25 protein-coding genes are annotated in these 25,799 nt (G+C 38.7%); 14 read left to right on the forward strand and 11 right to left on the reverse strand.

Going from position 1 to position 25,799, the window contains the following annotated elements:
- Positions 1 to 152: 152 nt before the first annotated feature.
- The 9 genes from ubiE (at position 153) to HBN50_RS07570 (ending at position 9,821) form a co-directional block, all read left to right on the forward strand.
- A complete protein-coding gene (gene ubiE, locus HBN50_RS07530) occupies positions 153 to 866 on the forward strand; it encodes a bifunctional demethylmenaquinone methyltransferase/2-methoxy-6-polyprenyl-1,4-benzoquinol methylase UbiE (RefSeq protein WP_273869012.1) in 714 nt (237 codons plus the stop codon).
- Positions 866 to 2,248, forward strand: a complete 1,383-nt coding sequence (locus HBN50_RS07535) for an isochorismate synthase (protein WP_273869013.1) — start codon at positions 866 to 868, stop codon at positions 2,246 to 2,248. Before ubiE ends, HBN50_RS07535 begins: the two co-directional genes overlap by 1 nt.
- A 23-nt stretch (positions 2,249 to 2,271) precedes the next feature.
- A complete protein-coding gene (menD, locus tag HBN50_RS07540) occupies positions 2,272 to 4,005 on the forward strand; it encodes a 2-succinyl-5-enolpyruvyl-6-hydroxy-3-cyclohexene-1-carboxylic-acid synthase (protein WP_273869015.1) in 1,734 nt (577 codons plus the stop codon).
- An 8-nt stretch (positions 4,006 to 4,013) separates the two neighbouring features.
- Positions 4,014 to 4,892 carry a 1,4-dihydroxy-2-naphthoate polyprenyltransferase gene (locus tag HBN50_RS07545; protein WP_273869016.1) on the forward strand — a complete coding sequence of 293 codons (879 nt, stop codon included), beginning with the start codon at positions 4,014 to 4,016 and terminating at the stop codon, positions 4,890 to 4,892.
- Positions 4,893 to 4,899: 7 nt separating this feature from the next.
- Positions 4,900 to 5,829 (forward strand): enolase C-terminal domain-like protein, encoded by a 930-nt coding sequence (locus HBN50_RS07550; RefSeq protein WP_273869017.1) that lies wholly within the window; start codon positions 4,900 to 4,902, stop codon positions 5,827 to 5,829.
- A 52-nt stretch (positions 5,830 to 5,881) separates the two neighbouring features.
- On the forward strand, positions 5,882 to 6,109 hold the full coding sequence (locus HBN50_RS07555; protein ID WP_273869018.1) for a hypothetical protein: 228 nt from the start codon (positions 5,882 to 5,884) through the stop codon (positions 6,107 to 6,109).
- 75 nt (positions 6,110 to 6,184) lie between these two features.
- Positions 6,185 to 6,340 carry a lipoprotein gene (locus HBN50_RS07560; protein ID WP_273869019.1) on the forward strand — a complete coding sequence of 52 codons (156 nt, stop codon included), beginning with the start codon at positions 6,185 to 6,187 and terminating at the stop codon, positions 6,338 to 6,340.
- Between the two features lie 165 nt (positions 6,341 to 6,505).
- Complete coding sequence (locus HBN50_RS07565; RefSeq protein WP_273869020.1) at positions 6,506 to 7,729, forward strand: hypothetical protein; 1,224 nt, start codon at positions 6,506 to 6,508, stop codon at positions 7,727 to 7,729.
- A gap of 142 nt (positions 7,730 to 7,871) precedes the next feature.
- Positions 7,872 to 9,821, forward strand: a complete 1,950-nt coding sequence (locus HBN50_RS07570; RefSeq protein ID WP_273869021.1) for a methyl-accepting chemotaxis protein — start codon at positions 7,872 to 7,874, stop codon at positions 9,819 to 9,821.
- A gap of 33 nt (positions 9,822 to 9,854) precedes the next feature.
- Here HBN50_RS07570 and HBN50_RS07575 read toward each other — a convergent pair whose 3' ends face one another.
- The 6 genes from HBN50_RS07575 to HBN50_RS07600 form a co-directional block, all read right to left on the reverse strand.
- Positions 9,855 to 10,814: an extracellular catalytic domain type 2 short-chain-length polyhydroxyalkanoate depolymerase gene (locus tag HBN50_RS07575; RefSeq protein ID WP_273869023.1), complete on the reverse strand. Its 960-nt coding sequence runs from the start codon at positions 10,812 to 10,814 to the stop codon at positions 9,855 to 9,857.
- An 86-nt stretch (positions 10,815 to 10,900) separates the two neighbouring features.
- Positions 10,901 to 12,367 carry a class I adenylate-forming enzyme family protein gene (locus HBN50_RS07580; protein ID WP_273869025.1) on the reverse strand — a complete coding sequence of 489 codons (1,467 nt, stop codon included), beginning with the start codon at positions 12,365 to 12,367 and terminating at the stop codon, positions 10,901 to 10,903.
- 12 nt (positions 12,368 to 12,379) lie between these two features.
- Entirely contained in the window at positions 12,380 to 13,102 is a 723-nt protein-coding gene (locus HBN50_RS07585; protein WP_273869027.1) for an alpha/beta fold hydrolase, read from the reverse strand.
- 50 nt (positions 13,103 to 13,152) lie between these two features.
- Positions 13,153 to 13,884: an SDR family oxidoreductase gene (locus HBN50_RS07590; RefSeq protein WP_273869029.1), complete on the reverse strand. Its 732-nt coding sequence runs from the start codon at positions 13,882 to 13,884 to the stop codon at positions 13,153 to 13,155.
- A 12-nt stretch (positions 13,885 to 13,896) separates the two neighbouring features.
- Positions 13,897 to 14,940: a 3-oxoacyl-ACP synthase gene (locus HBN50_RS07595; protein ID WP_273869030.1), complete on the reverse strand. Its 1,044-nt coding sequence runs from the start codon at positions 14,938 to 14,940 to the stop codon at positions 13,897 to 13,899.
- Positions 14,937 to 15,725 carry an alpha/beta fold hydrolase gene (locus HBN50_RS07600; protein ID WP_273869031.1) on the reverse strand — a complete coding sequence of 263 codons (789 nt, stop codon included), beginning with the start codon at positions 15,723 to 15,725 and terminating at the stop codon, positions 14,937 to 14,939. Before HBN50_RS07600 ends, HBN50_RS07595 begins: the two co-directional genes overlap by 4 nt.
- Positions 15,726 to 15,859: 134 nt before the next feature.
- Between HBN50_RS07600 and HBN50_RS07605 the strand changes: the two genes are divergently transcribed.
- Positions 15,860 to 16,474 carry a TetR/AcrR family transcriptional regulator gene (locus tag HBN50_RS07605; protein WP_273869032.1) on the forward strand — a complete coding sequence of 205 codons (615 nt, stop codon included), beginning with the start codon at positions 15,860 to 15,862 and terminating at the stop codon, positions 16,472 to 16,474.
- Positions 16,475 to 16,507: 33 nt separating this feature from the next.
- On the opposite strand, the gene HBN50_RS07610 is transcribed toward HBN50_RS07605, so the two are convergent.
- The gene (locus HBN50_RS07610; RefSeq protein ID WP_273869033.1) at positions 16,508 to 17,896 is read right to left on the reverse strand and encodes a S8 family serine peptidase; all 1,389 of its coding nucleotides are present in this window, start codon (positions 17,894 to 17,896) and stop codon (positions 16,508 to 16,510) included.
- A gap of 142 nt (positions 17,897 to 18,038) precedes the next feature.
- Here HBN50_RS07610 and HBN50_RS07615 point away from each other — a divergent pair, with 142 nt between their 5' ends.
- The 4 genes from HBN50_RS07615 to HBN50_RS07630 all read left to right on the forward strand — a co-directional run bounded on the left by HBN50_RS07615 (position 18,039) and on the right by HBN50_RS07630 (position 21,676).
- Entirely contained in the window at positions 18,039 to 19,007 is a 969-nt protein-coding gene (locus HBN50_RS07615) for a 2-hydroxyacid dehydrogenase (protein ID WP_273869034.1), read from the forward strand.
- A 146-nt stretch (positions 19,008 to 19,153) separates the two neighbouring features.
- Complete coding sequence (locus tag HBN50_RS07620; protein WP_273869035.1) at positions 19,154 to 19,834, forward strand: response regulator transcription factor; 681 nt, start codon at positions 19,154 to 19,156, stop codon at positions 19,832 to 19,834.
- 104 nt (positions 19,835 to 19,938) lie between these two features.
- The gene (locus tag HBN50_RS07625) at positions 19,939 to 20,574 is read left to right on the forward strand and encodes a response regulator (RefSeq protein ID WP_273869036.1); all 636 of its coding nucleotides are present in this window, start codon (positions 19,939 to 19,941) and stop codon (positions 20,572 to 20,574) included.
- Between the two features lie 13 nt (positions 20,575 to 20,587).
- A complete protein-coding gene (locus HBN50_RS07630) occupies positions 20,588 to 21,676 on the forward strand; it encodes a sensor histidine kinase (RefSeq protein WP_273869037.1) in 1,089 nt (362 codons plus the stop codon).
- Here HBN50_RS07630 and HBN50_RS07635 read toward each other — a convergent pair.
- From HBN50_RS07635 to HBN50_RS07650, 4 genes are all read right to left on the reverse strand, one after another.
- A complete protein-coding gene (locus HBN50_RS07635; protein ID WP_273869038.1) occupies positions 21,673 to 23,169 on the reverse strand; it encodes a S8 family peptidase in 1,497 nt (498 codons plus the stop codon). The two genes, HBN50_RS07630 and HBN50_RS07635, sit on opposite strands and share 4 nt — an antisense overlap.
- 221 nt (positions 23,170 to 23,390) lie before the next feature.
- Positions 23,391 to 24,263, reverse strand: a complete 873-nt coding sequence (locus HBN50_RS07640; protein ID WP_273869039.1) for a trypsin-like serine peptidase — start codon at positions 24,261 to 24,263, stop codon at positions 23,391 to 23,393.
- A 146-nt stretch (positions 24,264 to 24,409) separates the two neighbouring features.
- Positions 24,410 to 24,799, reverse strand: coding sequence for a hypothetical protein (locus HBN50_RS07645; protein WP_273869040.1), 390 nt, complete (start codon positions 24,797 to 24,799; stop codon positions 24,410 to 24,412).
- Positions 24,800 to 24,844: 45 nt separating this feature from the next.
- Positions 24,845 to 25,759 carry a trypsin-like serine peptidase gene (locus HBN50_RS07650; RefSeq protein WP_273869042.1) on the reverse strand — a complete coding sequence of 305 codons (915 nt, stop codon included), beginning with the start codon at positions 25,757 to 25,759 and terminating at the stop codon, positions 24,845 to 24,847.
- Between the last annotated feature and the right edge of the window lie 40 nt (positions 25,760 to 25,799).

The raw sequence follows: 25,799 nt of genomic DNA on the forward strand, positions 1-25,799 counted from the left end.
GTTGTAACATTTTAGTTGGGCCTTTGTAAACTTAGGAAATGCATGGGGCCGCGACAATTTATAGACCTTAACGCATATGGAGATTTCAACTTGAAAGAGGGCCAAAATAAGGATAAAAAGCATTAAGTATTCATAAGATAGAAGGATAAGACATGGCCGATACTCTGGATAACAGAAAGAAAGAATCCTATAAAATTTTTGACGAGATTGCAGGAACGTACGATTTTCTCAACCACCTGCTTTCTTTTGGAATTGATATTTATTGGAGAAATAAGATTAAGAAAAATCTTCCAATGAAAAATGATTTAGAAGTTTTAGATCTTGCCACAGGAACAGGTGATGTTGCCTTAACTCTTATTAAAGATAAAAAAGTAAAAAAAGTAACGGGACTTGATCTTTCTAAAGGAATGGTTGAGCTTGGTAAGAAAAAAGTTGCGGCAAAAGGTCTAACAGATAAAGTTGCCCTTCATATTGGTGATGGCGTTGAGATTCCTGCGGCCGATGAAACTTTCGATGTAGCGACAATTTCATTTGGAATTAGAAACTTCCCAGACCCACAGAGATCCCTTGTGAATATTGAAAGAGTTCTAAGACCTGGTGGTCGCTGTATGATTATGGAGTTTTCACTACCAAAGAATGCTTTAATTCGCGCGATCTATTTTTTCTACTTTCGCCATCTTCTACCATTCGTAGGAAATATACTTTCAAAACACAAAGATGCTTATAGCTACCTCAATGAGAGTGTTGAAGACTTTCCTTATGGCGATGACTTTGAACAACTTATGAGAAATGCAAATCTTAAAAATGTTCACCGTTATGAATTAACATTTGGAATTGCCACACTCTACATTGGAGATAAGCACTAATGCTTCACTTGATTGATCTTAAGGCCCGCGTCTTAAATGCTATTCGCGACCTAAGTAAAGAGAGTTTTGACGAGTCTTTTCTAAAGAAGATTAAGGCCAATGAATACATCAGCATTGATCTTCCTCTAGCAAATCTTGATCTTATTGAGCTAACTCAATTTGCGAAGGCTTCTCCTCGTATGTTCTTTAAACAAAGAGGCTTCGATCAAGGATCGAGAAAAGAAGTTCTAGGACTTGGTTCAAATATAACATTCACTAAAAAAAGTGATTATAATAAAATTCTCGATATCACTGAGAAGTGCTCAAAGATTCACATTATTGGAGCGCAACGTTTTGATACAAACTCAAGTCGCGACACTGAATGGGGCGATCTTGGCGAATGTTTTTTCTTTGTACCAAAAGTTTGTCTCATTAAAGAAGCTGAATCGACACTTGCACGCATTCAATTTCCAAAGAAAATTTTAAGTAATCCAAGAGAGAAGGCTAAATACTCCTTCGCTCTTAACCACTGCTTAGAATTTGAAACACATGAAGACATTATTGAAAGAAGAAGCCCTTCTACACTTGAAGTAATAGAGACCCCAGGCAAACAAACTTGGGATCACATGATCTCAACAAGCCTTGATTTTTTTACAAGAGATAATCTCGACAAGGTAGTGTTAGCGAGAAAAAAAATTGTTATTTGTAACGATCAAGTAAACTCTCTCACTCTTTTAAAAGAGCTTCATGAAAAGGCCAATGAAAGCTATTTAGGCTTTATCCAAATAGATGAACAAAGATCATTCTTAACTCTAACTCCTGAGAGACTCTTTCTAAAAGAACATCACTCTTTAAAAATTGACTCTATCGCAGGAACGAGAAAGAGAAGTCCAAACGAAGCAGAGGACAAACTTCTTGAGAACGATCTTAAGAGTTCGCCAAAAGAAATCAAGGAACACCGTTTAGTAACGAATACAATAAAAATGAAGATGCAAAACTTAGGTCTAAGACCTGAAGTTAAGCAAATTGAAGAAGTCCTCAAACTTCATTACGTACAACATATTCATTCAAAGGTTGAAGCCTACACAACAAAGAAGGATAACTTTGCTGTGCTCATTAATACATTTCACCCTACTCCTGCTGTTGGTGGACTGCCAGGTCAAAAGGCCCTAAGTCTTATCAATGAGCTAGAGCCTTTTGATCGTGGCCTCTATGCAGCACCGATGGGATATATAAGTGGTGATTCGACAGAATTTGCCGTGGCCATCCGATCGGCCCTTTTTGAAAATGATCGCATTCATATCTACGGCGGAGCAGGAATTGTTACAGGCTCAAATTCTGAACAAGAATGGGAAGAGACAGGCATAAAGATGAATCACTTCATCTCCTATCTCCAAAGTTAATCTCCTTTCCAAAGAGAAATGCTATGAAGAACTTTGAAAACATTAATCGTCTCTGGTGTGCCCTCATTGTGGAATCACTCACGCGCCAAGGAATCACTGATTTCTATGTTGCCCCTGGCATGAGAAATGCACCAATGATTGCGGCCATCACATATAATTCAAAGGCCAATATAATTGAGGGTATCGATGAAAGATCTCTCTCATACAGAGCTCTTGGTTATTCGAAAGCAACCAATCGAGCTGCCTGTTTAGTTTGTACTTCAGGTACGGCCATGGCCAATTTCTATCCGGCCTTCATTGAAGCAAAAAGAGATAAGCTTCCCCTTATCGTCATCTCTTCAGATAGACCAAAAGAGCTCTCGCTCGTTGATGCTAACCAAACCATTGACCAGCAAAATCTATTTGGAAAATACTCACTGTATAATCTTAACCTTGATGCACCAAGTGACTCTTTTCCAGTTTCTGCGCTGACAAAAGCAATTGATCAACTAGTTCACAGAGCACATGCTCCTATTTTTGGACCGGTACATTTAAACCTTCCTCTTAGAGAGCCTCTCGATAAAACGAAGGGACCTATTGGAGAAACGTTTAAAAAGCATGCTCAGTCCTATTTTGAAAACGATTCCCTTGAAACGACTTATCACAAAAACTATCTCACAGTTGATGATTCGGCCGTTAATTTATTAAAAGAGAAAATTCAAAGAGCGAACTCTCCTCTTTTTATTGTTGGAAAAAATACGGCCAAGGCCAAAAATGAAATTCGATCTTTTTTCGAAGAGAATCAATTTGATGCATTCTTCGATGTTTCAAGCTCAGTGAAATATCTCTTTCCATTGAAATCAATGGAGAGGACAAGAGGTATTCCCAGCATGGATCACCCAGAGGTCTATGAATACTTTAACACTCACCTGCCCGATTTAATCATCCATTTAGGAGGGCGTTTAACAGGTAAGCACTACTATCGATATCTAAAAGAAAATCCGCAAATTGAATCAATTCTTATTAGTGAATCAATGGATTTAGAAGATACCGGTTTTTCTTATCATGAACGCTATGAGTGTGAATTAGGAAGTTTTCTTTCCTTATTAAGAAAAGAACTCACTTATTCTCATCAAGAAAAAGAATCATGCCCTTGGATAAATTTTGTCGAAACAAAAAGAGAGCTCATTGAAAATGGCCCTCTAAGTTTTCCATCGATCAGTAAAACACTCATTGAACAAATCCCAAGTAAGGAATCCGTTTTTATCGCCAATAGCACGGCCATTCGATCTTTTGACAGCTTCATTCATCCAAGTGAGAAAAAAGAATTACAAATTTTTTGCAATCGAGGCGTAAGTGGCATAGAAGGAATGGTAAGTACAACCCTTGGAATTAGTGATGCTCTTGAAAAAGAAGTCACTCTCGTTACAGGAGATGTCAGCTTATTTCACGATTTAAACGCCCTTCATTATTTCAAAGAGCATAAAAAAAACAACTTAATTATTTTAGTTAATAACAAAGGTGGCGGAATTTTCACTCTCTTGCCAATTGCAAGTGAAAAAGAAATTCTTGCGCCAATGATCACAGAGCACAATATTAATTTTGGGGCCATCTGTAGCGCCTTTGGTATTCAATATAAGAAAGTTCAAACATCAAATGAATACTCTCAAGCACTCAACAATTACTATGAGGACAAAGAAAAAACACTCATAGAAGTAGTCCTCGATAATAATGAGAACATCGAAGTGTACAAGAAGTTAAAAACGGTAAAATTATAAGAGGATATATGAGTAAAACTCAGGCCTGGCTTTTGGCCTCAAGACCAAAAACGTTATTTGCTGCAGCTTCACCTGTCATACTTGCAGCGGCTGCAGCGTATTATGACAATAAGACTCTTCCCGCACTCATCTTTTTTCTAACGATCATCTGCGCTGTCCTCTTACAAATTGCCAGTAATCTTATCAATGATTATTACGATGGTATTCGAGGACTCGATGACGAAGATAGACTTGGGCCAACTCGTGTTACAAGTTCAAATCTTCTAAGTTCTAACGAGGTTAAAAAAGGCTGTCTCTTTGTTATGACATTAGCACTCCTAGTTGGAATCTATCTCATGATTCAAGGGGGGCTTCCTATTGTAGTCATCGGCCTTAGCTCGCTCTTTTTTGCCTGGGCCTATACTGGTGGACCTTTTCCACTAAGTTACTACGGGCTTGGTGAAGTTTTTGCTTTTCTCTTTTTTGGACCAATCGCACTTTGGGGTGCAGGTTATCTTTTTGGATCGACCAATCACGAGCTGCTTTTAACTCTAGGATTAGGTCCAGGATTTATCTCTGCAACGATTATGGGAATTAATAATCTTCGTGATCTTTATAGTGACAAGAAAAAGGGTAAGAAAACCATTGCAACTTTTTTAGGAGAAAAGAAAGCACGCCTTTTCACGGTAGGACTTGCTTGGGTTTCTAGCTTTGTTCCTTTTATGGTTTATGCAAGACTACAAAAGAACTCAGTGCTAATTGCAACGCTTCTCTTTTATGCCTTTATTCTCGTATGGAATCATATTCTTACTAAGCCTATAGATAAGAAGTTAAACGATTGCCTGGCCAATACGGGGAAATATCTCTTTTTCTTTTGCTTAGTCCTCTCTGCTGGACTGGTTTTTTAAAAGACCTATGACTCATTTAAGATTTAAAGAAATTGATTCACTTCTCTTTAAAAATCCAATGACCATTGGTAAAAAAGTTCTAACTGAAAAAGAGTTTCTTCGCTTTGAATTTGATCATAAAGACGGAGTTTTAATGGGTGAACTCTCCTCTCTTGAAGGACTTCACACTAAAGGCCTTAAAGATCTAATAGAAGAACTGGGGCAACTTTCAAAGGAAGAACTTTATCAACTCGATGAATTATCAATCAGTGAATTAGATGTGAGTTGCCAATTAAAAGTCGCTCTCCAATGCTGCTTTTTATTTCAAAGAAAAGAGCGCTATACAAATATTCCCATTCAAATTAACTCTCTTCATGTTCCAGGTTTTAATAATAAAGAGCTCCTAAAGGCCAAAAGAATAAAAGTAAAAATTGGTCGCGATGAACTTGAAAAAGAGATTCACGACATCAACCAAATCATAGAAAATTGCTCTAAGGACACGCTCTTGCGTTTAGATGCCAATCGATCACTTTCTAAGAGACAGCTTGAACAATTTTGGAATGGAATTACTAAGAAAGAGTTTATTGAATACTTTGAAGAACCATTGTCTAATTTTGAAGAACTTTTTGCCATAAACGATATCCCTATTGCACTTGATGAAAATCTAGAGAAATCTCTTCGTGAAAAGAGAATCCCCTCTCAAGTGACAAGTTTTGTCGTAAAGCCAGGGCTTAATTTCGATCTTAAACAAATTAAAGAGTTGAAAAAAAGTCAAAAAAATATCATTCTCTCCTCCGCCTTTGAGGGCCCGTTTACGCTAGCTTGCTACTGCGTTTTTATCCATGAAAACGAAGAGTTAAAAGGTCAGTTTCATGGACTCGATACGATGAGCGCCTTTTTCATTCAAGAAAACCTATTTACGCGTACAACATGTGGGTCAATTTTTCTTATTCCATGAATTCAAATATATCCTAAGATATAATAAGGCCAAACTTAACAAAGGAAACGACATGAAATTAACAACACTTCTCTTTGCTGGAATGCTTGTACTTTCAACATCTTGTTCACATTTTGGTGGAAAGCACTGTAATAAAGACAAGAAACAATGCTCTTCAAAGCAATGTAAAATGAAGAAAGAAAAATGTGCCAAGGCGAAAAAAGACGGGAAACAGTGTAGTCTAGAAAAGAAGAAAGACTGCTGTAAGGGTGAAAAAAAGGCAGATTCTAAGAAGTCTTAATCAATTCCTTACAAATGACCTATCAAGTTTGTCAGTCTTTTGCCGATAAGATGAATAATTCATCAGGAGAGCAACATGAAAAAAACACTATCTGTCTTCTTTTTCTTAGCACTGGCAACTTTAGCATCTTGTTCTACAACGAATAGGAAACCAGCATCTTCATGTGAGGAACCCTATTTTGTCGATCAATACCACTATTTTGATCAATACGAACGCTGTAACGGTTATTAAGAAATACGGGGCCATAAGGCCCCATTTTTTTTCTCTCAGATTGTAAGAAGTCCACAAATCCTTGCAATTTCCAATCTTTATAGAATCCTAACAAAACAATTCATGGCCAAACTAAAGACACTCTGGTAAATCCGAGGGGCACTATCAACTTTCCTGGGAGACACCGTGAAACATTTGGCTTCTTTATTAGCGCTTCTTTCTGTAAGTACTTCTGTACTTGCAACTGACTTTGACGTTAAGGGCTTTATCGTTATTGATGCACTAAGCGTATCAAAACAAAAAAAGTTCGACACAGACAACAGAAACCTAACTGAAACAAAAAAAGACATTGAAGAAGTCTCAACTGAAATCATCACACTCGACTTAAAATTCTATTTCCGTCACGAAGACTGGTCAGCAAAAATTAAGCTTGATCTCGATGGCGATCTCTCTGAAAGAAATAACATCTACGAAGAAGCACTAATTAGCTGGCGTCCACAAAAGAACTTCAAGCTCTCAGCAGGTAAAGGAAAAGTTCCTTTTCACCAAATGCACTTTGGGGCCGCAAGACCAACTTATATCGATGGTGGATCGATCCTTAATTCTTCAAACTCTTGGAGAGATCAAGATAAGAAAATCCTTTTTACTGTTCAAAACGGAAGTTACAGATCAGGTTTTATTAACCAATTCACATACTACGGGAACTCTCTTTCTCCACTTTACACAAGAGAAGATGGGCCAGACTTTGGACGTGATAACTTCGGTACAATTAGCTACGAAACAACTGATACACTGGACAATAAAAAACAAAGAGGTTTTGCCAACAAATTCACTTACACACCTGCTTATGGTGTAAAGTACTCTATCGCTGGTATCTACCTTTGGCGTGATATCGATCCGCACGCAGACTGGGCCCTAGATATCGCTATGACTGATGCAAATGATGAAAGAGAAATCTGGTTTGAATATATGTTTGGATTTGTTTCAAAGCACGAAAACGATCGCTTCACAGCTAAAAAGCAATGGGAACAATACATTCAATTAGGTTACGAATATCGCTTCAACGAAACATTCTCTGTAGCAACAAGTGCTTCAGCTATTCTTGTTAAGGCCCTTGCTCACGATAAAGGTGATTACTCAACAGCAGATGCGAGAGATGGTGGTTCTGGTCAAGGCGATTACAACAATGGACAGATCTTTAAAAAGAATAACTACATGCTAGAAGCGGCACTTAAGTGGAGACTCGCTAAGAGAGTAAACTTTAAGTTAGGTCTAACACATGAGAGAAAAAGTGTGGAAGAGCCTCGCTTTCCAGGAGCAAGATCACAATCTAGCTATACACGTGAAGTTGTAGAGAAAGGTTGGGAACACGCTTGGCAAATTAATTCTGGAATATCTTACTGGTTCTAATTATACATTTCCTTAGGCCACTCTTAAGAGTGGCCTCTTTTCTTCCCGCTCTTTTTTCCCTATCTCATTTTCTCAATAAAAAAATTTAATTCTATTGTAAAATACCGAAAGTAGAGAAATAAAATTAAAAATAGAGGGAATCATGTCACTTCAGGGAAAGTCTTTAAAATTTAAAATCCTATTTAGCGTCATCGTTGGAATATTTATTCTTGCGGGATTGGTTATTTCAATTTCAGGAAAAATAAATCATGACCTCGCTTTTGAAAAGGCCGTGGCCGTTGCTGAGAGTAATGCCAGAGAAAGTAATAGAGAAATTGAAAAGATTCTTAATGAGAATATGAAAACCATGAAAAACCTTGCCCATACAATGGAGGCCGTTGTTAGCAAGGAAAATAATATGACCATGTCCCGTCACTCGGCCATTGATCTTTTGAAGAAGATCATTACAGAGCACGAATACCTTGTCGGATCTTATGTTGGATTTGAAGCAAATCAATATATCGACGAAGATAGCTTGTGGATTGGAAAAGAAGGGAATCAAGAAACAGGACGCTTCACTCCCTATTGGAATAAGGCCTCTGATGGAAAACTCGCCTTTAGTTCTCTAAGTGATTTTTCAGGAGAATGGTATCAAAAACCAAAAGCAACGCTAAAAGAAGTCTTCTCTGAACCGGCCGTCTATCCTATTCAAGGCGTAGATGTTCTTATGACTTCATTAACGGTTCCCATCATAAATGAAGGAAAGTTCGTCGGTCTTGCTGGTGGTGATATTGCTCTTAACGATCTTCAAAAAATTACAGATAAAATTGATCTCTATGAAGGTCAAGGGAAGATGCTCATTATAAGTGCAAAAGGAATCATTGCCGGAAAGACAAAACAAAAAGATTTAGTTGGGAAAGACATTATAAAAACAAATCCGATCTATAAAAAAATCTTTGAAACACTGACTAAGAATAGAAATAAAACATATATTCATGAGACAGAAAAGTTTCTACGCGTATTTCAACCAATCAGTCTTGGAGCGAATAATAATCCTTGGTATACAGAGATTGAAATCCCAAAAAGTATTATCAATAAAGAAATTGTCGCTTCAACAATTAAACTGGTGGCCATCGGTTTAATTCTTGCTATCGCAATTACAATTGTTATTTGGCTTATTATCAATAAGAGTTACGTGAAACTCATCGTTGTTGAAAAGCAACTTGGCGATACTGTTCAAGTAACGAATAGAAACTCAGTTAAGCTTCAACAAAGTTCAGAGAGTGTAGCCAGCTCAGCGACAGAACAAGCAAGCTCAATTCAAGAAACGGTTTCAACTCTCGATGAAATCAATGCCATGGCACAAAAAAGTGCGCTAGGAGCAAAATCCTCTTCAGATAAGGCCGATGAGAATTTAAAGATTACAAATGAAGGAAAGGAATCTATCGAAGAAATGATTCACGTAATTGAAGACATCCGCCTTAGTAACGATCAAGTCGTTAAACAAATTGAAAATAGTAATAATGAGTTTCAAAGAATTATTACCATTATTAATGAGATCTCTCAAAAAGCACAAGTCATCAATGATATCGTATCACAGACAAAGCTTCTAAGCTTTAATGCCTCAGTCGAAGCCGCCAGGGCCGGTGAGCAAGGAAAAGGTTTTGCTGTTGTTGCCGAAGAAGTTGGTAACCTCGCTCAGTCTTCAGGCGATGCGGCCACAGAAATTGGTTCCATGCTTGCTGAAAGTGTTGAAACAGTTCAACGAATTATTAGAGAGACAACTGATCAGGTTAACTCGCTCATTCAAGAAGGCCAAAAGAAAATTGATCGAGGGGTCAATGTGGCCAATCGCTGTGGTTCGACTTTAGATGTAATTCTTGGCAACGTTGGGGAGATGACAGGTGTTATGAGAGAAATTTCGGAGGCCTCTGATGAGCAAGCAACAGGTGTTAATGCCATCACTGATGCCATGAACCTCATTGATACTTCTATCCACGAAAATTCTACAGTAGCAGAAAATACGGCCAAGCTTTCTACCGAATTAACAGCTCAGGCAAAGAACCTTGAAAAAGCACTCAATGATTTAAAAAGAGAACTCTACGGAAGATAAGAGAAAAGGCCCTCATAGAAGGGCCTTTTTTTATTAGAAGATTTGTTTTAATGTTCTAATCATTTTCATTAAAGCATCCGGTTGGACACCTCTTTTATTAGCATAATTTGGGCCAGTATAACCCCACCAATCAAAACAACCCATAGGATTAAGAGGAACCATATAAGATCGGCTCGCCGATGGATAGAGAATGATAATATCGTTGCTCTCTGCCCATTGATTGTAACCAGAATCCCAAATAAAAGCATCACCTACAGTCTGAGGTGTTTGATCACAGCCATGAAGGGCCATATGAAGATCACATGTTGCGCCTTTTAGACAATTAGAAGGTATATAGATGTGACCATAACTTCCGAGCCCACTAGCAAAGCTAATAAAGGGAAGTTGAGAGAAAGTAAAAAGATTTGACCTTTTGGCCAGTGTCTTTGCTTTTAACTTTCGATCAACCATCGTCTCAAGAATTTCTCTAGAAAGATCCCGATTACAATTTAAAAGCCAAGGTCTATTATCAAGTCCTGTTGCATCACAAGCAGATCCCTGACTCTCTGTGACCATTCCATGACCAGCAGGAAATGAAAAATCGCTAATAACGTTAGTTACAGGATAGAGATCAAAAAAATCTTTTAAAAGAAGCATCCCCTTTTCATGAACAATAACATCGTTAGTTCCAGAAAATAAAAAGACGTGGTCATCTTTTAAGTATTCAAGAGGATCTATAAGACCGTCTCTTTCGTATTCATTAATTTTTTCGAGGGCCTCATTAAAATCTTTTTCAATCAGATCACCGGCCATGCAACCGTAGATTCCATGAACCATACTTCCATTGGCGCAGCGATAAAAACCTCCTGCAACGATAGCGGCTCCAGAAATTTCTTTTGAATAAGCAACCTGTAATTGATGGGCCATATAAGCGCCGGCCGAAAGACCAGAGACAGTAACACGAGAGATCTTTCCCTTAAAAGATTCAAGGTCGATTTCTTTTTCTAAGGCCACACTCGTATTCAAAACAAGGGGTGATAAAACAAGAAAAACTAGGAATCTGCGTAATTTAATTGCTATAGAATCAGTCATAAACCCTTTTAGCAAAACTCTCTACCTTTGGCCCGCTCTTTTAAACTAACACGGTCGATCTTGCCGTTGGCAAGTAATGGAAATTCCGAGAGTTTTTCAATTGTATGAGGATGTTTGTAACGAGAGAGTTTATCGCCTAAAAACTTACGAAGTTCATCGATTGAAAGATCTCTCTTAGATTTTAAATAGGCATGTCCGACCTCTCCCCACTTGTCACTGGCCTTTGAAACGACAACGGCATCAAGAATACTTGGGTGTGAGAGAAGTTGTTTTTCAACTTCTGCAGGATAGACATTTTCTCCTCCAGAGATATACATATCTTTGATTCGACCAACGACATAGAAAAAGCCATCTTCATCAAATTTAACGAGATCCCCCGTCTTAAAGTAACCAAGATAGAGGCTTTCGTGCCACTTTCTAGAGTCGCGGTAATAGCCTAAACAGAGATGATCTCCTTTAATCAATAATTCGCCTATCACGTGTGGTTCGGTTACGATCTTCTCATCTTTCATGACAATCACTTTAGAGTGCTTCATCGCTTGGCCAATTGAACCAAGTTTTGAAACTGAAAACTCTTCAGAAAGTTCAAAGCAATTAGGGCCAACTTCAGTAAGGCCAAAACCTTGTTTAAAACCAAGATTTTTTTCCTGATACTTTTTAATCATCTCAATAGGTGCTGCGGCACCTCCAGAGAGGAAGAATCGTATTGAACTAAAATCGGCCGTCTTAAAAGCAGCAGACTCTTGTAGCATTTGAAACATTGTCGGCACACCAAAATACACTGACAATCTCTTTTGTGTGATTGTTTCGATGACATTTGAAATATCAAATTTTGGCGCAATATAACAAGTTCCCCCAACAAAAAGTAAGGGCAAAAGTAAAACATTATATCCACCTGTATGAAAAAATGGTGTTTCAACTAGTGTCGAGTCATTGTGATCTAATTGCCAATTTCTACATGTTTCAATTTGATTGGTTTTTAGCATGCGCCCATGAAAGAGAACACCCTTGGGGCGACCTGTTGAGCCAGAAGTAAAGAGCATGAGAATAGGATCTTCATCTAAGGCATATTTTTTTATCAATAATCCCTTTAATTCGAGATCGATATCACTTAGTAAAACTTTTTTCGTATGAACAATGAGATTCGTTTTTTCTCTACTGATAAAAATCTTGCAATCAATTCTATCTAAAGTGTCTTGCAACTCCCCTTGCGAGAGACGAAAATTCAAAGGAACAAAGAGAGCGCGAATTTTAGCACAGGCCAAGAGTATAAGAACGTGTTCAAGACAATTTGTTGCCAAAAAAGCAACTCGATCACCGTCGCTTACATTTTGTGATTGTAAATAGAGGGCCCACTTATCGACGATCGCATTTAATTGCTCATATGTATAAGAACGATTTGACTCTTGCTCGATTATGGCCTCTTTTTTGGCGTAGGTCTTTGCATTCTCTTCCAAGAAATGTATCCAATTCATAGAATCCTCGTTTTATTGTTCGTTTAAAAAATTTAAAATGCGACGAGCGCTGCGATGGGGATATTCAATTGGAGCCGCATGACCACCATCAATAATCTCAAATTGACTTTCAAGACCTTTTTCAAGGCGCTTTAAGTGCATTTTTTCACATAGAAAAGGAGGCGTTAAAAGATCTTCTTTTCCTACGAGAAAAAGAACTCGGCAGCCAATGAGACAAGTATTGATATCCCCTTCTAGTGCTCCTTTAATAAGTGCACTTACAACATAACTCTCACGCTTTTCGGCCCTCTTGCGATAATAATCGACAAGCTCTGGCTTCTTGGCAACGAGACTCTCACCCCAAACCCAAGGAGTCGCAATGTCAAAGCGAAGAAGATCCCCACCAACTTCATGGGCCTTTAGCCAACTACCCAATTTCAATTTCAAAAGAGGGCTCGCCACATCAAAACCATCAGCACAAATAACAGCACGTGCGCGAGAGGGAGATTGACAAGCAAATTCCATCGCCACGCGCGCACCATTACTTAAACCAAAAAAACAACACTCCTTGATTTTGAGGAAATCAAGAAGAAGAGAAAGATCGCTGACGTGATCTTCAAGGGTATAAATTTCAAGCTTTGGGCAAGGACTCTCTCCCTGCCCGCGACAGTCATAGCGAAGAAGATTGAATTTCTCACTAAGAATAGGGACCATTTCCTGAAATGAATTTAAATCAGCAAAAAGTCCATTTATCAAAACGAGCCAAGGAGCATCGTCGTGACAGCGATCAATTTGGTAATTAAGCTCTAACCTAATACCAGACCTCCATCAACATTTAGGCAAGTCCCTGTAATAAATCTTGCATCATCACTTGCAAGAAATGCATAGGCCGCACCAATTTCTTCAGGTTCACCAATTCTTTTTAAAGGAGCTTTTCCCTCCATCATTTCAATAACCTTCTCAGGCATTTTTCTAACCATATCAGTTCCAATGAAACCAGGAGCAACAGCGTTAACACGAATAGCGTATTTCCCAAGTTCTTTGGCCATGGTTTTCGTCATCCCAATGACTGCAGCTTTTGTCGCAACATAATTAGACTGACCAAAGTTTCCATAATGGGCAACAACTGAAGCAGCATTTAAAACAACACCTGGTTTAGCATTATCTTTCATAATTTTTGTGGCAATTTGTGAGAGCTTCCATACGGCCTTTAAGTTAACATCGATAACAGAATCAAATTGTTCATCTGTCATTTTGTGAAGAGTCGCATCCCTTGTGATTCCAGCGTTATTGATTAGAACATCAACACCTTGATTCATTTGCGCTTCAATTTTTTTAATATCTTCAGAATTTGTTACATTGGCCTGAATGTAAGTCATTCTTTCAGGAAATTCACTTTCAAGCTCACTTTCTTTAAGAGAAGGCATATCAATGAGAACAAGCTCACTTCCTTCACTATAAAATCGTCGAGCAGTCGCTCTACCAATTCCAGATGCCGCACCTGTAATAAAAACTCTTTTTGTATTTAAACCATTCATATAATCTCCTTCTTAATTAAACTTTAAATCTTTTAAATCTTCTTCTTGAAAAATAGCTTCATCATATCGAAGAGAAACAGCTGACCACGTATAACCAATACCAGCACTTGCTAAAACAATGTGATCACCTTTTTTTAGGAGTCCATTTTTCTCAGCAAGTCCAATTGATAGGACCTGATCTGGAGCTCCAAAGTGACCGTAGTGATCCATATAAATACTTTGTGGGCCTTTCAACTCTAGAGCATCGACAATGGCATCGTGTGCTGATTTTTTCATATGTAAAAGTGCGAGATAATCAATTGGTCGATCGGCCATCGAAGAGCTCGCAGCATCTTTAATAACATGAAGAAAGTTTTCAATTGAACGATCAGCAAGTCGCTCTCTCATACCAACGATATCAGGACAAGTGAGATAGAATTCATCGGCCGATGGTTTTTCTCTTAGAGGTTTTTTTGTTCCACCCGCAGGGATGATCACATCTAGACTAAAGTCACCATCAGTTCTCATCGAAGTTTCTAAAACAGGATTTGACTCTCCTCTTTCTAAAAGAACAGCTGAACCACCATCAGAGAGATTATAGAGAAAACGACTTGTTTCATCTTTGTAATTCACAAGATCACCCGTTTTATGACCTCCACAAAGAAGAACGCGATTAATTTTTGAATCCGTTTGCATGAGGGATTTAGCAAGCTTCAATCCAAGAACATTTGAAGAACAACGTGCGGCACAGTCAAAGGCCCACGCATTCTTAAGTCCAAGTTCACGTTGGACAAAAATACCAGCAGACCACACAGGATAGTCTTTATATTCTGAACCAGTCCAAATCACCAAATCAACGCTTAGCGGATCAATACCTCTTAGAACTTTTTTCGCTGCTTGTATTGCCATGAATGATGGATCAATCTCACGAGGAGCTCGACACTTTCTTGTAATTCCCATTTTCTCACGGACAACGAATTCAGGAATTCCCGATTGTTCAGAAATATAGTGAGAGTCTTCAAACTCTTCGGGTAACCATACAGCGGCCCTTTTTAGTGACATAGAAAAGTCATTCATCTGTTATTCTCCTGTATAAAAGAGAGAAAGGCCTTAGCGCTTTGTGCTGATCTTTCTAAAAAGAAATGATGATCGGCCTTTTCAATATATTTTAATTGTGATGTTTTAATTTTTTTATGAAAGACCTCACTGGCCTTTGGGCAGACGAATCGATCCTCTCGTCCAGTCATAATGAGGGTTGGACTTTTGATTGTTTCAAGAGGAAGAACTTCATCAAGAAAAATATCCACGGCCTTTTGTTGCTTCACAACTTCTTCGACATCTTGAACATTTGAAACTCTAAGATTTACAATGTGATCAAAGATTTCACTACCCAAAAGTTCTGGATGAATTGTCATTGAACAAATCATTCTCTCGCGCACATCATCAGCAAACTCTCTTCCCTTTCGCACAGATTCTTCCGTCAGCTTTTGAATACTTGGAAAGTCCTCTCCCCCACTTAGGGTACATGCAAGAGTTAAGCTTAGAACACACTCACTATGATTGAGCGCTATTTTTTGAGCAATAAAGCCGCCCATACTAATGCCAAAAACATGAAACTTTTCAAACCCAAGCTCTTTCATAAGGGCCACTGATTCATTGGCCATATCATCAATACGATGACCTTTTGGAATTTGTTCAGAGTTCCCCATGCCACGATTATTAAGAAGGACTAGCTCTACATTTTCTGCGAGGAGATTTTTTAAAAGATCAAAATTCCAATTTGAACAACCAAAACCAGAAAGACAAAGGACTGGATCACCTTTACCAATACGTTCAAATTCTAATCCATTTATTATTGTCATGTTCATTTCCCCAAATTCCCGAGGAGAAATTCTCTTATTTGAGAAGAAGTGTCAACTTTTTTATACGTGCGTACCATTTTTCTTGACCTAGCGTTAAGTTTTAAGCATAGTGCTGTGCACAGAGAGGAGTTATTGTGATTGAGTACTTAGGAAATGAAACGATCTTTGGAAAAGAGCCTAGTAAGGGTGAAAAGAAGAAGATGGAAATCATTCAAGCGGCCATTGAATGCTTTTCTAGCATTGGATTAGAAAATACCACTTATCAATCAATTGCCGAGAAAATAGAAACGAGAAGAGCTCATGTGGCCTACCACTTTAAAGAGAAAGAGCTCATTTTTGAAAGCTCCGTTCGCTATATCCTATGGACTTATCAAAAAATTTCACTAGGACATGTTAAGAAGGCAAAAAGTGGTAGAGAAATGCTTCACCTCTATGTTGAGGCCGTTTTCGAGTGGGCCAAGAGATACCCAGAACAAGTAAGCGTCATGCTTCTTCTTTATTACCAATGTACATTAAACGAGAAGCTTCTCACTCTTCACGATGAATTAAGATCTCTTGGCGAGCAGAGAATCTACTACATTCTTAGTGAAAAAGTAGAAAATTTTCCAAAAGAAAAGTGCTCTCTTTTTTCTAAACAAATTCAAAACCTAACATCAGCGGCCATTTTAGATAGCTTCACAACAAAGAGTAAGGGATTAGATCAGGCGAAAAAAGAAACATTGGAGATCATTGATCTCTTATTAAAATAAAAAAGGCCCCGCTTTACGCGAGGCCTTCTGATATTAGAATTTAAACGGTGATGGCAGAGGTAAGATGGCCTCTTGAACAAATGGAAGATCCATCATGAGACCTTTATCTTCAAATGTTTGAACATCAGAGACACTTGAAAGAGAGTCACTAATGGCCGAATCAACAGATTGAGTTCTCGATAATTCGGCAGCGTAGACAGCACGCCCTTCATTAACAACACCAGAAGTTTTAACCTTTCCACCAAGCCAAGATTTAAGGTCAACTGTTCCCATAATGATCTCTTTAATCTGTTTTGGAGTTAGTGAGTTATTTTCTTCTTTAATTTTAGCAGCAACATTGGCCACATAGGGAGCTGCCTGAGAAGTACCAGAGATTCTGATATGCTCATCTCCAGGTGCAGCAGAAAGAATGTTTACACCAGGAGCGGCCACATCAACTTCAACTTCACCATAATTAGAAAATGGGGCAAGCTTATTAAACCCAATTGTCGCAGCAACTGAAATCTCGTTGTCTGCTTGAATATTTGTTGGGCTCGTTGGAAAACGGTCATTATCCATACCGTCGTTACCAGCAGCAAAAACAAAGAGTGTATTTGGTGCTTTTGCAACCATGTCACTTCCCTTATCAATGAGTGTCTTTAAAAAGTATTGAACATACTCATCAAGTTGCTCTTGTGTTGGCTTAACTTTAATTTGTAAAAGAAGCATTTCAACGAGCGTCTTAGCTTGCTTATAACCTGTTCCAAATGAACCGTTTGCAACATCGGCCTTATGTCCATCAACATAGTAAGCGATCTCATTCATTTGAGTCATTTGAGCTGTAGCAAGTTGCTTAAGACCAAATTTAACAAGCTTTGATCCAAGACCCTTTTCATCTCTTGCATTTTCTTTTCTAAGCTCGTCTAACTGGGCCATGAGCGCCTTTTGCCCTGGAAGCTTAACTTCAGTAGGTATGAGCTTTACGGCGAACATTTTTGAGTCTTGTAGATTCTTTACAGCAATTCCTGCAACGTGAGTTCCGTGCATGAAATTACCATAGATACCAAGAGTCTTTATGAACTCACGATCTTCAACCTTTGAGCGCAACCATGCAAGTTCTTCAGAGTTAACTGTTCCAAGCATCATTTTAGCTTGAACAGCAAAGAACTTTTTAATCTCATCATTTAATGTTCCAAGGTAACTATAGTCGATGACTTCGTTGTTGCTCTCAGCAAAGTTCCAACCGTAAATATCATCTTGGTAACCGTTTCGATCTTCGTCACGGTTGTTATTCGTATTATCAACTGGGTTCATCCAAACATACTCAGAAAAGTCTGTATGCTTCATATCTGTACCAGAATCAATAATAGCAATTGTTGCGGCCTGTGCGTTAAGGCCATAGATTGCACCAGCAATCAAAAGAGCACTTTTTAAGTTATTCATGAAATCCAAGCGTGCCTCCTTGCTTAATTTCGCGTATGATAGTTGTTGTTTAACCAAGACTCCAATTATGTCAAAGTCAAAAAGACTCTGTAAACAACTATCTTCTAACATCGCCTCAAGGGTAACTAAAGAAGGAAGCACCATGAGTAATGTTTTAATTACGAAAGAGATACCAAGTACGGCCAAAAATTATCTTGAAGAAAAAGGTCACAAAGTCAAAATTGCTTGTGGATTCGAAGACAACAAAGCGCTTTTAGAAGAGGCCAAAAAAGTTGATGCCCTTATAACAATGCTGAGCGATAAAATCGATCAAGACTTTCTCTCTCATGCGAAGAACCTTAAAGTCATATCCAATTACGCCGTTGGCCATAACAATATCGACTCCAATTTTGCAACCAAACTAGGTATCGCTATAGGCAATACACCCGATGTTCTAACTAATGCTACCGCTGAACTAGCAATGACTCTTCTTTTTGCTGTGGCAAGAAACGCCAAGTCCGCCATGAGAAATGTCAGCGAAGGCAAATGGCAAGGTTGGGAACCGATGGGATTTCATGGCGTGGAACTTAATGCTAAGACAATTGGAATTGTGGGCGCAGGAAGAATTGGACAGGCCATGGCCAAAATGTGCCATCACGGTCTCAATATGAACATCCTCTATACGGCAAGATCTAAAAAAACTGAATTTGAAAAACAAACAAAAGCACAGCACGTGGATTTCGAAAATCTTCTAAGTCAAAGTGACATCGTCTCCGTTCACTGTCCTCTTACAGAGCAGACGGAGCTTCTCTTTAATGATTGGGCCTTTAAGAAAATGAAAAAAGGTTCCATCTTTATTAACACTGCTCGCGGAGAAGTTCACGATGAAGGAGCGCTTTATGATGCACTAAAGAGCGCTCACCTCTTTGGAGCGGGCCTAGATGTGACGAACCCAGAACCAATGAGTCCTAATTCTAAGCTCTTAGAGCTAGATAGTGCCATTATTTTTCCTCATATTGGCTCGGCCACAGTGAAGGCACGAGAGGAAATGGCCCTCGTTTGTGCAAAGAATGTTGATTTAGGACTACAAAACAAGCCCCTTGTAGGTGATGTAAACAACATTTATTCGTAATTTTTATTTATTCTTTATTTACAATCATGTAATTTAGAGTAGTTATAATGAAAAATAACAAAATATTAAGGTTCTTTTTTTATTGGGCCAACTGATATTCATTTATAATTTAATTGTACTATTAACATTTACCAAGAGCTGCTTATATGTTGAAATCCAAAATTTTAGTCGTAGACGATAATGAGGATATTAGAATTCTCGTAAAAAAAATTCTCGATCCGAGCTACTTAGTAGAAACAGTGAGCACGGCTGAAGAGTGTTTAGAGAAGGCCTGGGAATACAAACCAAACCTTATCATTCTCGATATTATGCTTGAGGATGCCAGCGGTTATGAACTTTGTAGTCAATTAAAGTCCAATGATGATCTCAAGCACACACCGGTCATTTTTCTCTCAGCTAAGACTGGGTCCAATTCACGTATAACCGGTTACAAGCTTGGGGCCGTTCACTACTTAGAAAAACCTTTTGAACCAGAAGAACTTAGAGAAATTGTGAATACGGTTTTAAAGAATCTTAAAATTGATAGTCAACTCGAAGTCGTCGACTACAATGACATAACACTAAACATTCCCTCGCAAGAGGTTTCCATTCGCGGCGACAAAATTCACTTTACTTCAAGTGAATTTAAAATCATTCACCTTCTTCTTAAGAATGCTCAACGAGTTCTTTCGAGAGAGAAGATTCTCAATCACATTGCTCCTGGAAACGAGAGAGTCAACGATAGGATGATCGATACCTACATAAGTAGTATTCGCCGAAAAATTAAGCAATCAAGCTTTGCCATCAAGTCTGTCTATGGAGAGGGTTATAAAATTGTAACCCTCTAAGATCTTGTTTTCTTAAAACACTGAACAAGTCTTTACATTTCTTCACACAGGCCTCAGCTTCTTATCGTTAAATAATAAGTGTTACCAATGAGAGGTAAACTATTATGAAGAAGTTGATAATGCTGGTCGATGATGATCTAGATTATGTAAAACTTTTCTCACACCTATTAAGTGCTGAGGGATACGATGTCCTTTGCTATGGAAGTTCTAGTGATGCTCTGGCCTATCTAGAGTCTAATTCTAAAATGCCCGATCTCATTCTCTCAGACATTATGATGCCGGCCCACGATGGATTAGAATTCTTAAAGGTCCTTAAATCAAATGAACGCACAAAAAACATCAGTATTTGTATTCTTAGCGCCTATTCAAATGAAAAAGTTCTCTATGACGCCTTTCAACTAGGGGCCAATGACTATATCTTAAAAACTCAAAATAAAGTTTGCCTGTTAGAGAGGATCAATCAAAACATCATCACTCCCAAAAAATCCAGTGAATGCTATATCGCACTACTTGAAGTAACAGATGTCATTAGTGATTTTAAAATTGCTAATTTTGATGAAAAGAGAATTGAACTTATCACAAGCAGTGAACTCCCCATTAATGCCCAAATAAAAATAAAAAGCCGCTCTCTTAGACCCTACACCGGAAATAGTGACCAGTTGGACTGCATCGTTGATCAGTGTCAGCTAGAAGATGAACAAGTACGCATCATCTGTCGCCACAAACTCAAAGCGGCCTAACCAGGAAAGAGACATGCAACATAATGTAATGATCATTGATTCTAGAAATGACTACCTTGATGACTATCTTGAGAAGTTTAAAATTATCAATCAAGATATTAATACCAATGGTATTTCCTTTCATGAAAGTTATATGCCCTATTGCGTGAACTCTCTGGAAAATGCAACCGATCTTCTCTTCGAACTAGAAAGGGAAGGAATAGAAATCGAAATTTTAATTCTAAATACGCAAGGACTAACAAAAGATGATCAAGATGCCTTAAAAGAATTGAAGGCCATGAATACCTTGTTAGAAATCGTGCTCGTAACAAACGAGAGACCTGAAATTTTGGAGGAATTTATCAATGCTTTAGCAATTGGTGGTCAAATGACTTATCTTCCCTCACCTCTCGATTACCTAACACTCAAACAGCAGCTGTTAAATCTTGGAGAAAAATATAATGTCGAGAAGTTAAAAACAAAAATTTTAAACCGCATTTCAAATGAATTTAAAACTCCGCTCACGGCCATTTTAGGATTTGCAGGGCTCTCAAAAGAGCGAGGGGCCTCCTCAAGTGAGGTCATTCACAATAGTGATGTCATCATAAAGAATGCTAGACAAGTCAATGAGCTTGTTGACGATCTCATTAAGGCCATTCAGCTTGAAACGGGCGCCATCAATTTAAAAATGAGAGAGATTACGGTTTCAGATTTTATCCAAAACTTGAAGCCAGACGCTTATCGATTAGTGGCCACAAGTAACAAACATATTAATTTAATTTTTCGTGAAAATACACTAAACCACACAATCAATATTGACCAAGATCATTTTAAAATGTGCTTTCTTCAAATTCTAGGAAATACCATAGGTCAGACTGAGGAGGGAACAATTTATATAGGTTTTCAAAAGAATGAACTCTTTAATAAATTTATTATAGAAGATTATGGCATAAACAAATTTTTAAATAATGATAAAAATATTCAAGACAAGGGAACTCTTCTATCAGGCCACATGGGCATTGGAGAAACCATAACAAATCTGCATCATGGCCAAATTGATATCCAAACAGATGAAGATAAAACGACGATATCCATTAATCTTCCTAAGCTGCAAGCGGCCTAGAGAGATCGTTTTACTCTCAAGCGTCCAATCACCGTAGCAATAAGCCCAACAAGGAGTAGAAGCCCTAGAGCACCCTTTGGATCATCGTCTTTTGAAAATGCGACACTTCCACAAAAACCACTACTAGAAGAGGTTTGCATAATTTTGGACTCTCCACTTAAAGGCTCTCTTTGAACATTTGTTTCATCTTCTACAGAAGAGTCGGCCACTTCATTTTGTGCCATCAAAATGGCCTGGTAGGCATCAATGATTCCACTACCACATCCTTTTGAACCACACGTTATATCCGTATTGGCACTCTCTTTTATGATCGACTTATATTGGTTTGGATAAAGAGTATCGTTTTCACTCATCATCAGTGCGACAACACCAGAGACATAAGGAGCGGCCATACTCGTTCCCGAATAAGAAACATAAGACTCACTTTCAGAGGTTGTCGATCCCGTGTTTGAAAGAGAATAGATCCCCTCTCCAGGGGCAGAGATATCAATTCTTTGTCCGTAATTTGAAAAAGAACTTAAAGAGCCAGAGCGATTTGAGCTTGCGACACGAATGACGCCATTACAATTGGCCGGAGCAACATCACTTGAGTCGAGATCAAGAGATTCATTACCTGCAGCAACGACAATCACACTCCCTCTAGATCTAGCGTAATCGATGGCCGATTGAAGATATTGCCCACAACTACCTTGCCCGCCAAGACTAAGATTGATGACCTTTGCAGGGTTTTGGTTTGAGGGAACACCAGAGACTTCTCCCCCAGCGGCCCAGCGAATGGCATCGGCAATATCAGAAGTATAACCCCCACACTTTCCAAGTACGCGAATAGGAAGAATTTTTGAATGCCATGCCGTTCCAGCAATACCGATTCTATTGGCCGTTTTAGCGGCGATAATTCCCGCCACATGACTCCCATGCCAGCTGCTTCTTTCAAAGCTTCCCTGATAGCATGAATCCCCACTTTGCACCCAATCACCAACATCTGTTGGGTCATTATCTCGTCCATCTCCATCAACGGCAAAAGCGGGATCAGAAATAAAGTCATGACCCTGAACAAGTTGATCGTTAATATCTTGATGAGCGACGATTCCCGTATCAATAACGGCCACCACAATATCAGAGCGGCCTGTTGTTATGTCCCAGGCATCCACAGCGTTTATACCGTAACTTGAAGAGCCTAAGGCCCATTGGTTGTAATAGTAATAATCGCGAGTGCCCCCGAGATCCCCAGGGATTGCACTATGTCTAACAATGATATCTTCTTCAACGTATTCAATATCATCTTGGACCAGAGAACTTTCAGTATCTGAGCTCATCGTTTTGGCGATGCTATTTTGATACATGAACTTTCTAGGGTCTTGATTCATGCGAAGAGCATGTTTTTTACTTTTGTACTTAACAATGAATTTCTTGGAGGAAAAAGAATTGGCCTGCGAGAGAACAGGCCAAATTCCTAAAAGGAGAAGTGCTGAAAACACTTTGAGTCGGTTCATCCTGAATCCTTCAAAAAGATCTTCCTGATCTTTTGTTATTCTATAAGCACAAACCGTGCCAAAAATGGACCCTAGGATTTAAAGGCTTTAACACATTGCGGAGTCAAAATGTCTACGCTCTTTTGTCGTTATTTTGACACTAGAGCGCTTTAGCCCCAAACATAAAAAAAGCGGCCACTTCGGACCGCTTCTACAAGAAATATTTAAGTTTATTTGTTACTTTAAAGATTTTTCAAAGAGTTGATGATTGTGATTCTCGTAACGTCTTCACCGCGGCAAGCACCCATTTCACATTTTTTTGGTTCGCGACAACCTTTCTCTTTATTATAAACATAATCATCTTCACCGCGAACTAAGATCCCTTCAACAACTCCTGTTTCTGAGTTGAAAACGGGTGATCCAGAATTTCCTTGGAAAGAGTCTGTATTAGCTTGAAAGAAAACTGGGCTGTGATTTGCGCGAACATAAGCTCCATCAGCAACCTTTGTTGGTAGACCCGTTGGGTGACCGATAACTGTTAGTGGATCACCTACTTCTACTTTACCTTCTGTTCTAAGCTTAAGTGGCTCTCTTCCTACAACTTCTCTGTCCAGACGAATAACCGCGTAGTCCATTTGAGTTTCGCGATCTAATTTTCTGTCGATGATTTGCTTACAGTTATAAACATCATTCTTTGTTACTTCAATTTTTTCCCCTGAGTTATTCTCAGTGTGAGCATATCCAAAAACCCAGCTTTGTGAGTTACAGTCCCACTCGGTGCGAACACAGTGACCAGCTGTTACAAGAACGTCTGGTGCAACAAGAAATCCTGTACAAGAAGGAGCTGTTTGTTGGTTAGCAAACTTATCATCACTACAAATTCCTCTTTGAGAAAGTGTGCGACTTCTTAGTTTTACTTTGTCTGAATTCGGAGTAAATAGCAGTGATCTTTTAGAAACCATTCCCGCCGTTGACTTAGCAAGGTCGAGGTAGAGGTTGTCACTGACCTCGTAGAGATCTTGGCGAGCATCATCACCATAAATAACTTTATTACCGGCCTGAACATCCATACATAGACCAAGTAGTAAAAGTGAAACGATCATCCTTAATGCCATCTTATCTCCCCAGTAATAAGCATTGTGGTGTGTTGCAGGCATTAAACCCGAACACTAGTAATTATGGCAACTTACAAGATCTTACATTAGGAAAAGTCAAAGAAAGTAAGAAACAATCACACTTTTTGTGAACAATTACAACAACTTCACGCTTCGCGATAAGAGAATTTCCACTTTCGCCCATCTGTATCTGTCACGAAAAAGTAAGAAATAACATTGAGATTCTTTATATTACTAACAATATTTTCTATGCTTTGTTGGGATTCTGTTGGCCTTAAGCGATAAGTAAAGAATTGGGCCTTCTGGTGAAGCTCCTCTAACTCTTCCCTAGACTCTAGAAAGAAATCGACCATCATATTATTATTAGTGGCCACAGAGCGAGGCTCTTCAAAAATGATCATCGTAAAATGACCGTGAATAAGTCGAACGGCATTGTCGGCAGGGCGGAGTTCGGCCTCTAAAAGCTCGGAGAGAAAGGCGGCTAATTCATTAACATTTTTTGAATAAAGTGCGAGTTGTCCAAAATAAAGTCCCATAACAATAGGTTATAGATAAAAAATGATTGTGACAACATTCTAGAATTACTTAGATTTTTGGAGTGAAGACCAATATTCCTTCATGCTAGGAGCAAGAAGTGGATTGAGCGAGATGTAACTGGCCTTTTCACCACGGCATGCATCCATTTCGCATCTTTTATAGCGGTTGCAATTATCTTGTTTATCGAAAACAAAGTCGTCTTCACCATTGACGAGAATCCCTTCAACAAGACCTGTTCGCTGGTTAATCACGGGAGAGCCTGAGTTGCCAAAGAATGAATCGAGATTGGTTTCAAAGTAGAAATCAGCTAACTTTCTCACGTAAGCAGCATCAGATATTTTCAATGAAATACCGTTTGGATGGCCAATGATAAAGACATCATCATTGAGATCAGTGAGACCTCTTTTTCGAACTTTTAAAGGTTCTTTGTGAGCGACCTTGCGATCAAGTCTAATGAGCGCATAATCAATGAAGTTTCGCCCATCATTTTGCATTGTAATCACTTCTTTACACTTATAGATATTGTCATTTTTAACAGTGATTTCTTTTGTTTTAGAAGAGGAGTCCGTAATGCCAAATACCCAATGGTAACCGCGACACTTGAACTTATATGAAACACAATGACCAGCAGTCACAAGAAGATCTTCCCCTACGAGAAAACCCGTGCACTCACCCACAGCAAGTTCGTGCGAGAATGGTTGCACTTCATCTTTACAAATGTTTTTCTTAATACTGAGGGGGATACCGCGAATCGATGAAAATGATTCGACCCCTTCGATAGGAGTAATCTGTCGGGCCTTTACCTGTAGGGCCACGGCCATAGACATGAGTCTGGCATTTTTTGAAACGCGATGATCATCGTAAGAGCGTCTATTATCTTCACCATAAATGGCCTTTTTAACTGCAAAACTTGCTGTTGAAAAAATGAGAGAGAATATGATGAGGATGCGCGTAATCATGGGTTTAAACTAGGTCAATTTATCTAAATAAGAAAGCCCC

The organism is Halobacteriovorax sp. GB3, from assembly GCF_028649655.1.
Taxonomy (GTDB): Bacteria; Bdellovibrionota; Bacteriovoracia; order Bacteriovoracales; family Bacteriovoracaceae; genus BSW11-IV.

What these genes read in the sequence shown, in the direction of transcription:
- menD (WP_273869015.1), top strand. Translation starts at nt 2,272, where the DNA reads ATGAAGAACTTTGAAAACATTAATCGTCTCTGGTGTGCCCTCATTGTG.
- HBN50_RS07590 (WP_273869029.1), bottom strand. Translation starts at nt 13,884, where the DNA reads ATGAATGGTTTAAATACAAAAAGAGTTTTTATTACAGGTGCGGCATCT.
- HBN50_RS07650 (WP_273869042.1), bottom strand. Translation starts at nt 25,759, where the DNA reads ATGATTACGCGCATCCTCATCATATTCTCTCTCATTTTTTCAACAGCA.
- HBN50_RS07625 (WP_273869036.1), top strand. Translation starts at nt 19,939, where the DNA reads ATGAAGAAGTTGATAATGCTGGTCGATGATGATCTAGATTATGTAAAA.
- HBN50_RS07545 (WP_273869016.1), top strand. Translation starts at nt 4,014, where the DNA reads ATGAGTAAAACTCAGGCCTGGCTTTTGGCCTCAAGACCAAAAACGTTA.
- HBN50_RS07570 (WP_273869021.1), top strand. Translation starts at nt 7,872, where the DNA reads ATGTCACTTCAGGGAAAGTCTTTAAAATTTAAAATCCTATTTAGCGTC.
- HBN50_RS07615 (WP_273869034.1), top strand. Translation starts at nt 18,039, where the DNA reads ATGAGTAATGTTTTAATTACGAAAGAGATACCAAGTACGGCCAAAAAT.
- HBN50_RS07620 (WP_273869035.1), top strand. Translation starts at nt 19,154, where the DNA reads ATGTTGAAATCCAAAATTTTAGTCGTAGACGATAATGAGGATATTAGA.
- HBN50_RS07550 (WP_273869017.1), top strand. Translation starts at nt 4,900, where the DNA reads ATGACTCATTTAAGATTTAAAGAAATTGATTCACTTCTCTTTAAAAAT.
- HBN50_RS07635 (WP_273869038.1), bottom strand. Translation starts at nt 23,169, where the DNA reads ATGAACCGACTCAAAGTGTTTTCAGCACTTCTCCTTTTAGGAATTTGG.
- HBN50_RS07555 (WP_273869018.1), top strand. Translation starts at nt 5,882, where the DNA reads ATGAAATTAACAACACTTCTCTTTGCTGGAATGCTTGTACTTTCAACA.
- HBN50_RS07600 (WP_273869031.1), bottom strand. Translation starts at nt 15,725, where the DNA reads ATGACAATAATAAATGGATTAGAATTTGAACGTATTGGTAAAGGTGAT.
- HBN50_RS07630 (WP_273869037.1), top strand. Translation starts at nt 20,588, where the DNA reads ATGCAACATAATGTAATGATCATTGATTCTAGAAATGACTACCTTGAT.
- HBN50_RS07645 (WP_273869040.1), bottom strand. Translation starts at nt 24,799, where the DNA reads ATGGGACTTTATTTTGGACAACTCGCACTTTATTCAAAAAATGTTAAT.
- HBN50_RS07580 (WP_273869025.1), bottom strand. Translation starts at nt 12,367, where the DNA reads ATGAATTGGATACATTTCTTGGAAGAGAATGCAAAGACCTACGCCAAA.
- HBN50_RS07535 (WP_273869013.1), top strand. Translation starts at nt 866, where the DNA reads ATGCTTCACTTGATTGATCTTAAGGCCCGCGTCTTAAATGCTATTCGC.
- HBN50_RS07595 (WP_273869030.1), bottom strand. Translation starts at nt 14,940, where the DNA reads ATGAATGACTTTTCTATGTCACTAAAAAGGGCCGCTGTATGGTTACCC.
- HBN50_RS07640 (WP_273869039.1), bottom strand. Translation starts at nt 24,263, where the DNA reads ATGGCATTAAGGATGATCGTTTCACTTTTACTACTTGGTCTATGTATG.
- ubiE (WP_273869012.1), top strand. Translation starts at nt 153, where the DNA reads ATGGCCGATACTCTGGATAACAGAAAGAAAGAATCCTATAAAATTTTT.
- HBN50_RS07560 (WP_273869019.1), top strand. Translation starts at nt 6,185, where the DNA reads ATGAAAAAAACACTATCTGTCTTCTTTTTCTTAGCACTGGCAACTTTA.
- HBN50_RS07610 (WP_273869033.1), bottom strand. Translation starts at nt 17,896, where the DNA reads ATGAATAACTTAAAAAGTGCTCTTTTGATTGCTGGTGCAATCTATGGC.